4 protein-coding genes are annotated in these 6,985 nt (G+C 51.2%); 3 read left to right on the top strand and 1 reads right to left on the bottom strand.

The window, feature by feature from the left end:
* Window positions 1–2,084: RelA/SpoT family protein (locus B3Z75_RS08560; protein ID WP_294070191.1), on the bottom strand; the 2,084-nt coding region annotated here is incomplete at its 3' end.
* A gap of 186 nt (window positions 2,085–2,270) precedes the next feature.
* Here B3Z75_RS08560 and B3Z75_RS08555 point away from each other — a divergent pair.
* The 3 genes from B3Z75_RS08555 to B3Z75_RS08545 all read left to right on the top strand — a co-directional run.
* Window positions 2,271–4,859: a beta-mannosidase gene (locus B3Z75_RS08555; RefSeq protein ID WP_294070187.1), complete on the top strand. Its 2,589-nt coding sequence runs from the start codon at window positions 2,271–2,273 to the stop codon at window positions 4,857–4,859.
* 105 nt (window positions 4,860–4,964) lie between these two features.
* A complete protein-coding gene (locus tag B3Z75_RS08550; RefSeq protein WP_294070182.1) occupies window positions 4,965–6,344 on the top strand; it encodes an MFS transporter in 1,380 nt (459 codons plus the stop codon).
* A gap of 165 nt (window positions 6,345–6,509) precedes the next feature.
* Window positions 6,510–6,985, top strand: a 476-nt coding sequence (locus B3Z75_RS08545; RefSeq protein ID WP_294070170.1) for a tetratricopeptide repeat protein, incomplete at its 3' end; no start/stop codon positions are given.

Below are 6,985 nucleotides of genomic sequence, written 5' to 3'. Positions count from 1 at the left end.
TCGTTGGAGTCGATGGCGATGGAGCGCATCTGCACGCCCTCTTCCTTTGAGATGATGGAAATAAGGTTGGCCACGATGTTGATCTGGTCATTGCCAATTACGCGCAGCACAATGGTATAGCTTGAGGAACCCTTGGTTCCGGACCAGCGGGCTTTTAACACACGGTACCCAAAACGGGAAAAGAGGTCGTTTGAATTCGGGCAGTTTATACGGTGTATCTTGATGCCCTGAGAGGAGACAAAACCAAAAATCTCGTCCCCGAAAATGGGATTGCAGCATTTGGCGAGCCTATAGTCTATCCCCGTGAGATTCTGGTCGATAACAAGCTCGTCGCTACTTTTATAGTCGTGTGTCGGAGGCCTCAACGTGAAACTTTCGGCACTCACGGGCAGGTGCGAATCCCTGCCCTCGCCCTCTCTGTTTTCCAGCTCCAGATAACGATCGATGACCCAGTTCACATCCAGCTTTTCGACGGCAATATCCACATAAAAATCGGTCACCGTCTTATATTTGAGCTTTTTGATCAACTGCATCAGATGCGCGTCGTCCACCTCAATCTTGCGGTTCTTCATCCGCCGTGACAGGGTTTCCTTGGCAATATCCACCTGCTTGCCGGCCTCTTCCTTCAGAAGCTGCCGGATTCTGGCACGTGCTTTTGAAGTAACTACAAAGCTCAGCCAGTCCTGCTTCGGCGTCTGATGAGAGGAAGTGTTGATTTCCACCTGATCACCGCTTTTCAAGAGATGCTTGATGGGCACATTCTTGCCATTCACGCGCCCCGAAATGCAGGTGGCACCCAGCTTCGAGTGGATGGCAAAAGCAAAATCAAGCACGGTCGCTCCTTTTGGGAGTTTAAAAAGGTCACCCTTCGGCGTAAAGACAAAAATCTCTTCCTCATACAGGTCCAGCTTGAAGTCGGTCAGCTTCTGGCTCAGGTTGGACTCGCTCTCCTCAAGTGACTCGCGCAGTGAATTCAACCAGTTGTCCAGCGTAGACTCCTCCTTTACCCCTTTGTACTTCCAGTGAGCTGCCAGCCCCCGTTCCGCGATCTCGTCCATCCGCCTGGTCCGTATCTGAACCTCTACCCATCTGGCCTTTGGCCCCATTACGGTGATGTGGAGTGATTCGTACCCGTTACTTTTGGGAATAGAAAGCCAGTCCTTGAGTCGTTTTGGATTGGGCTGATACATATCAGTGATGATGGAATAGACCTGCCAGCATTGCGCCTTCTCCTGGTCGGCCGGTGCATCGAGGATTACACGGATGGCAAAGAGGTCGTATATACTCTCAAAATCAATTTTCTGCTTCTTCAGCTTGTTGAGGATGGAATGAATTGACTTTGTGCGCCCCTTGATGTCGTACTTCAGTCCCGTCTTGTCCAGCCGTTCCTTCACCGGTTCAATGAACTCCCGGATATATTGGTCGCGCGAACGTTTCGTTTCGTTCAGTTTTTGTGCAATAAAATCATACGAGTCGCGGTCGGTATACTTCAAACAGAGATCCTCCAGTTCCGATTTGATGGTGTAGAGGCCCAGCCGATGGGCCAGTGGCGCATACAGGAATGTGGATTCCACGGAAAGATCGAGCTGCTGCGAGCGCTCCGTCCCTTTGGCATCACGCATCAGCTGCAGCTGCCGGGCAATCATGATGAATACCACGCGGATATCTTCTGCCATGGAGAGCAACAACCGCATGTAGTTCTCCGACTCTACGGTCGACCGCTTGTCGGTGAACTCGCTAACCTTCTTCAATCCTCTGAGAATCAACTCCACCTCACTCCCAAAACACTCCTTCACCTCGGCAAGCGTATATTCGTTGTTTACCACCGGACGAAACAGGAGCACGGCGCAGACAGTAGGTTGCTTCAGCCCTATCTCATCCAGGGTAATCAGTGCCGTACGCATCTCAAGCAGCAGATCGTACAATGCTTCGTCACGGTTTACTTCAGCCTTCGAGAGCGACTCCTGCAGCATTCTCTTCAGCTGCAGCACTTTCTCTCCTTCCCAGGCTTGTCTCAAAAAAGAGTAAAGCCTGCGATAAAGCCGCAGAAACTCGGGGCGGTCGGCGAAGGTGATCTCTGTCATTGTTCGGTTTTGTGCATTAATGAACTACAAATTTACGATTTTATGCGAAAGTGCGCCTTTTCGTTGTGCAAATTAACCTTACTTTTGATGCCTTGTGAATTCAGGAACAAATTATTATATTTGCGTGATGATTGATCGCAGTCAATCACTGTTTTCGCAGACGAAAAAGCAGATATCATCCCTTTTATGAGAAAGTCAGTTTCATTTCTTTTTTTCCTGATTTCCTGTATGCTTACAGCACAACAAAGCGAGCTGATTCCCTTGAATGAGGGCTGGCAGTTCGCACAGGCTGACAAGGCCACACACAGCAACGAATCCGGTTCAACGTTCCGGCAATGGTATGCGGCGGAAGTGCCGGGGTCGGTACAGCGCGATCTGATTCGTCACGGCGTATTGCCCGACCCTTACTACGGCACCAACGAGAAACAGGTGCAGTGGGTGGAAGATGAGAACTGGGACTTCAAAAAATCGTTTACCGTCACTGCAGATCAACTGAAATACGACGAGGCGGTCATCTTTTTTGAAGGCCTGGACACTCATGCCGACGTGTTTCTGAATGGTGCCCGCATTCTGCAGACTAACAATATGTTCACCGGCCACAAGATACCGGTAAAAAACGTGCTTGTGGAAGGAGAAAACAGGCTCTATATCCGCTTTTATTCCCCCATACAGCGGATGATGCCGGCCCGAGCCACCTTTGGCTATGACTACCCGGCAGGGAACGACCACAGGGAGGAGAAACTGAGCATCTACAACCGCAAGGCACCTTACCACTTCGGGTGGGACTGGGGCATTCGCATGGTACAGATGGGCATCTGGAAGCCGGTATCCGTTCTTTTTTTCGACGATGCCCGCATCGATGACTACTATGTGAAGCAGGTATCGGTAAACGCACAACAGGCACGGATAGACAACCAGATTGAGATCATTTCCGTGGCGGAGCAACCCGTGCACGCCACCCTGTCGGTAGCATACCGCACAAAAGAAAGCGAACCCGGGAAGGCAGAAAAGAAGGTCACCCTCCGGAAAGGAAAAAACATCGTTTCCCTCCCGCTTGAAATAACCGCACCCCGACTGTGGATGCCGGCACATTGGGGGGAACAGCATCTCTACGACTTCACGGCACAGGTGCTGGTGGGAGACAGCGTGGTGGCGGAAAAAACAGTCCGGACCGGACTTCGCTCCATCCGTCATATTACCAAAGAAGATGCACATGGCAGTTCGTTTTACTTCGAGGTAAACGGCATTCCGCTTTTTGCCAAGGGATCCAATTACATCCCGGGAGAGATCCTCACCACGCAACAGGATAGCGCATATTATACAAAGATATTCGATCATATCGAAGGTGCCCACATGAACATGGTGCGCGTCTGGGGTGGAGGCATCTATGAGAATGAGGCTTTTTACCAAGAAGCCGATGAACGGGGAATTCTGGTCTGGCAGGATTTTATTTTCGGCTGCACCCCCTACCCTTCCGACGATGCCTTCCTTGCCAGCGTGAAAGAGGAGGCTGTTTACAACATCAAACGACTACGCAACCATGCTTCGCTGGCCTACTGGTGCGGCAACAACGAAGTGCTGGAAGGTTTACACTATTGGGGGTGGGACAAACAGTATCCCAAAGCGGTGATGGATGCCTGGTTTAAAGGATACGACAAGACCTTCAGGGAGATGATCCCCGCCCTGGTGAAGGAGTACGACGGCACGCGTGATTATACGCACGGCTCGCCGGATGTGGCCAACTGGGGCAGGCCACACCTGTTTAACCGGGGTGACGTGCACGACTGGGGCCTCTGGTATGGAGAGCTTCCTTTTGAAGCGATGGCCGGCAGGCTACCCCGCTTCGCCAGTGAGTTCGGTTTTCAGTCGTTCCCAGAGATGAAGACCATCCGCACTTTTGCGGAACCCGACCAGTGGAGCCTGGAAAGCGAAGTGATGAAAGTCCACCAGAAAGCATCCACGGGAAACGCGCTGATCAAAAAATACATGGACATGTATTACCACGAGCCGAAGAGTTTTGAGGATTTTGTATACGTGGGACTGGTGATGCAGGGCAACGGCATGGAGGAGTCGGTAGAGGCCATGCGACGTGGCAGGCCTTACTGCATGGGAGCACTCTACTGGCAGATCAACGACAGCTGGCCAGTGGTATCCTGGTCGAGCATCGACTACTACGACAACTGGAAGGCGCAGCATTACCGGATGCGCGATGTATTTGCTCCGCTCGCCCTGGGGATCGCGTTCAAAGAAGACACGTTGCAGTTCTACACCATGTCCGACCATCTGGAGGACAGGAATAACCTGCTGTTGACGGTGCAGCTGATTGATTTTACTACTGGAAAACAAAGGGAAATCAAAGAAAAGGTGCATGCCATGGCCAACACCAGTAACATCGTGATGACACTTGCCGCCTCATCCCTGCTGAATGAGTCCGACAAAGCCAACAAGATGATTCACGCCTTTCTCGGCGACAGCAGGGGAAACGTGATCTCTTCAAAAGACTACTTCTTTTACTGGCCCAACAAGCTGAACCTTCCCGAAACAAAAATCGACACAAAAGTACACTATGCCGATGGAGAATACACCATAATCCTGTCGAGCTGCAGGCTGGCAAAAGATGTTTTCGTGGAGATCCCTGTCCAGGGTGCCCGTTTCAGCGATAATTTCATCAACCTGCTGCCAGGAGAAAAAAGGACCATCGTGATCCGCTCGCCCCGGTTAAAAGCCGCCGACAGAACCCCTGTCACGGTAAAGCATATCCGGGAAACCTATTAACAGGGGTGGTGGATGGACTGGCATGGTCGCATGGAGTGGGCAAATATAAAATAGGGAATCACGTGCCAATGGCGTAATAGAGTTGGCTTTTACGAACAGGAAACAATGGGAAAAAGAGAAGACCTTTCCGTATTACTGGTGGTGGCGATCACTTCCTTTATGGGCACCTTTCTTATTTCGGCAGTCAACATTGCCTTACCCACTATTGAGAGGGACTTTTCCCTCTCGGCAATTGAGCTGAGCTGGATCATCACCTCTTTTATTCTGGGCACGGCCCTGTTCATGCTGCCCGCCGGAACCTGGGGCGACCGGAACGATAACCGGCGGCTTTTTCAGTGGGGTCTTCTTCTTTTCACATTATCTTCCCTCCTTTGTTATTTTGCACCGGACGGCTACTGGCTCATTGCCGGCCGTTTTGTACAGGGTGCGGGAGCAGCCTTCACTGGAACCACCGGGCAGGCCATCCTCGTGGCCACGTTTCCTGCCACTAGAAGAGGGCAGGTACTCGGCATTTCGGTTTCGTCCGTCTACGCGGGACTGGCCCTGGGGCCACTCGCAGGCGGTATTCTCACCATCCATACAGGCTGGCGCTCCCTTTTTCTCATTGCCACAATCTTTGGGCTTTTTACCACCCTTATTTCCCTGCGCTACATGAGAAAGAACGAAGAGAAAGCTCGCCCGGCCGGCAAAGGCGATCATATCGGGACCATCCTGTTTATGGCAGGCCTCTCGGCCCTGGTGTACGGTTCTTCCCGCATCCCGTCCCTCCCCGGCTGGGCTATGATGGGGGGCGCCCTCCTCATGCTGCTTCTCTTTCTGAGGGTTGAAAGGAACGCCCTCCATCCCCTGCTCGACATCCGTCTTTTTACCCACAACAGACTATTTACATACTCCAGCCTCTCCGCGCTCATCAACTACACGGCCACCTTCGCCATCGTCTTTTTCCTGAGTCTCTACCTGCAGAAGATACAGGGGCTCTCTCCCCGCGACGCGGGAGCAGTGATCGTGGCCCAGCCACTGATGATGGCTCTCTTTTCACCGGTTGTGGGCAGGCTGTCCGACAAAATTCAGCCTCGCTACTTTGCCACCCTGGGCATGGCCATGTGTTCGTCGGGCTTAGCCATGCTGGCATTTCTCTCGCCCGGCACATCCATCGGGTGGATCGTTGCCATCCTGATATGGGTGGGCATCGGATTTGCCCTCTTCTCTTCGCCCAATATGAATACCATCATGAGTTCCGTGAAACGGCCGCAGTACGGGCAAGCATCGGGCATTGCTGCTTCCATGCGGGTATTTGGACAGATCATCAGCATGAGCATCATCACCTTTCTCTTTTCCATCAACTTTGGCAGCTCATCAGTAGAGGCCGCTCCAGATCCGGTTTTTATGCATGTGATGCAGTGGGGATTTCTGATTTTTGCCCTTATAGGTCTGCCGGGCATCTATTTTTCCTTCAACCGGGGGAACGTAAAACAAAGGAAATAGTAATCCATGCGTACAACCAATGGGAACAACAAAGCAGTTTCCATGAAAAATACCCCCCAAAAGGGGATTTTCTGCTCTCATCTATAAAATTATCTTTGAAGATAAAATTTTAATGTACATTTGCCTATGCAAATCTCTGACACGTTCACACTTAACCTACATACTATGAGTTTTAAGAGAAGAGTTTTCAAGAACTTGCTGTTTGCCGGATGGTGCGTCCTTTCGGTAAACGGATACGGACAGAATTCCGATAGCCTGGAACATCTGTTATCCAACAAAAAACTTTCGGCAGAGGAGTATCTTAAGGCATGTGATGAATTAAGCTGGAACTATCTCAACGATGATTTCGGAAAAGCAAAGTATTTTGCACAGCTCGGAATCAAAAAGGCACAAGCGGAGAGAAATTCCTCCATGGAAGCCAGGTTATACCGCAACCTGGGGGTGGCCTATTATATGAACAGCCAGATGGACTCGGCCCAGCTCCTGCTCAGCATCTCTCTGGAGAAAGCCATCAGGATGAAGGATAAAAAGCTGGAGGCGGCCGTTTATGGTGCCATCGGGAATGTCCACAATGTGTCGGGAAATTACGAAGAAGCACTTTCCTTCTACCTGAAAGCACTTTCCATGTTTGAGCTGCAGGA

Origin of the sequence: Proteiniphilum sp. UBA1028 (assembly GCF_002316955.1) — a bacterium.
GTDB lineage: Bacteria > Bacteroidota > Bacteroidia > Bacteroidales > Dysgonomonadaceae > Proteiniphilum.
The sequence above is the reverse complement of the archived record's forward strand: the minus strand, read 5'-3'. Positions and strand labels throughout refer to the sequence as shown.

Excerpts from the sequence above, each read along its gene's own strand:
- B3Z75_RS08555 (WP_294070187.1), top strand. The coding sequence starts at position 2,271 with ATGAGAAAGTCAGTTTCATTTCTTTTTTTCCTGATTTCCTGTATGCTT.
- B3Z75_RS08550 (WP_294070182.1), top strand. The coding sequence starts at position 4,965 with ATGGGAAAAAGAGAAGACCTTTCCGTATTACTGGTGGTGGCGATCACT.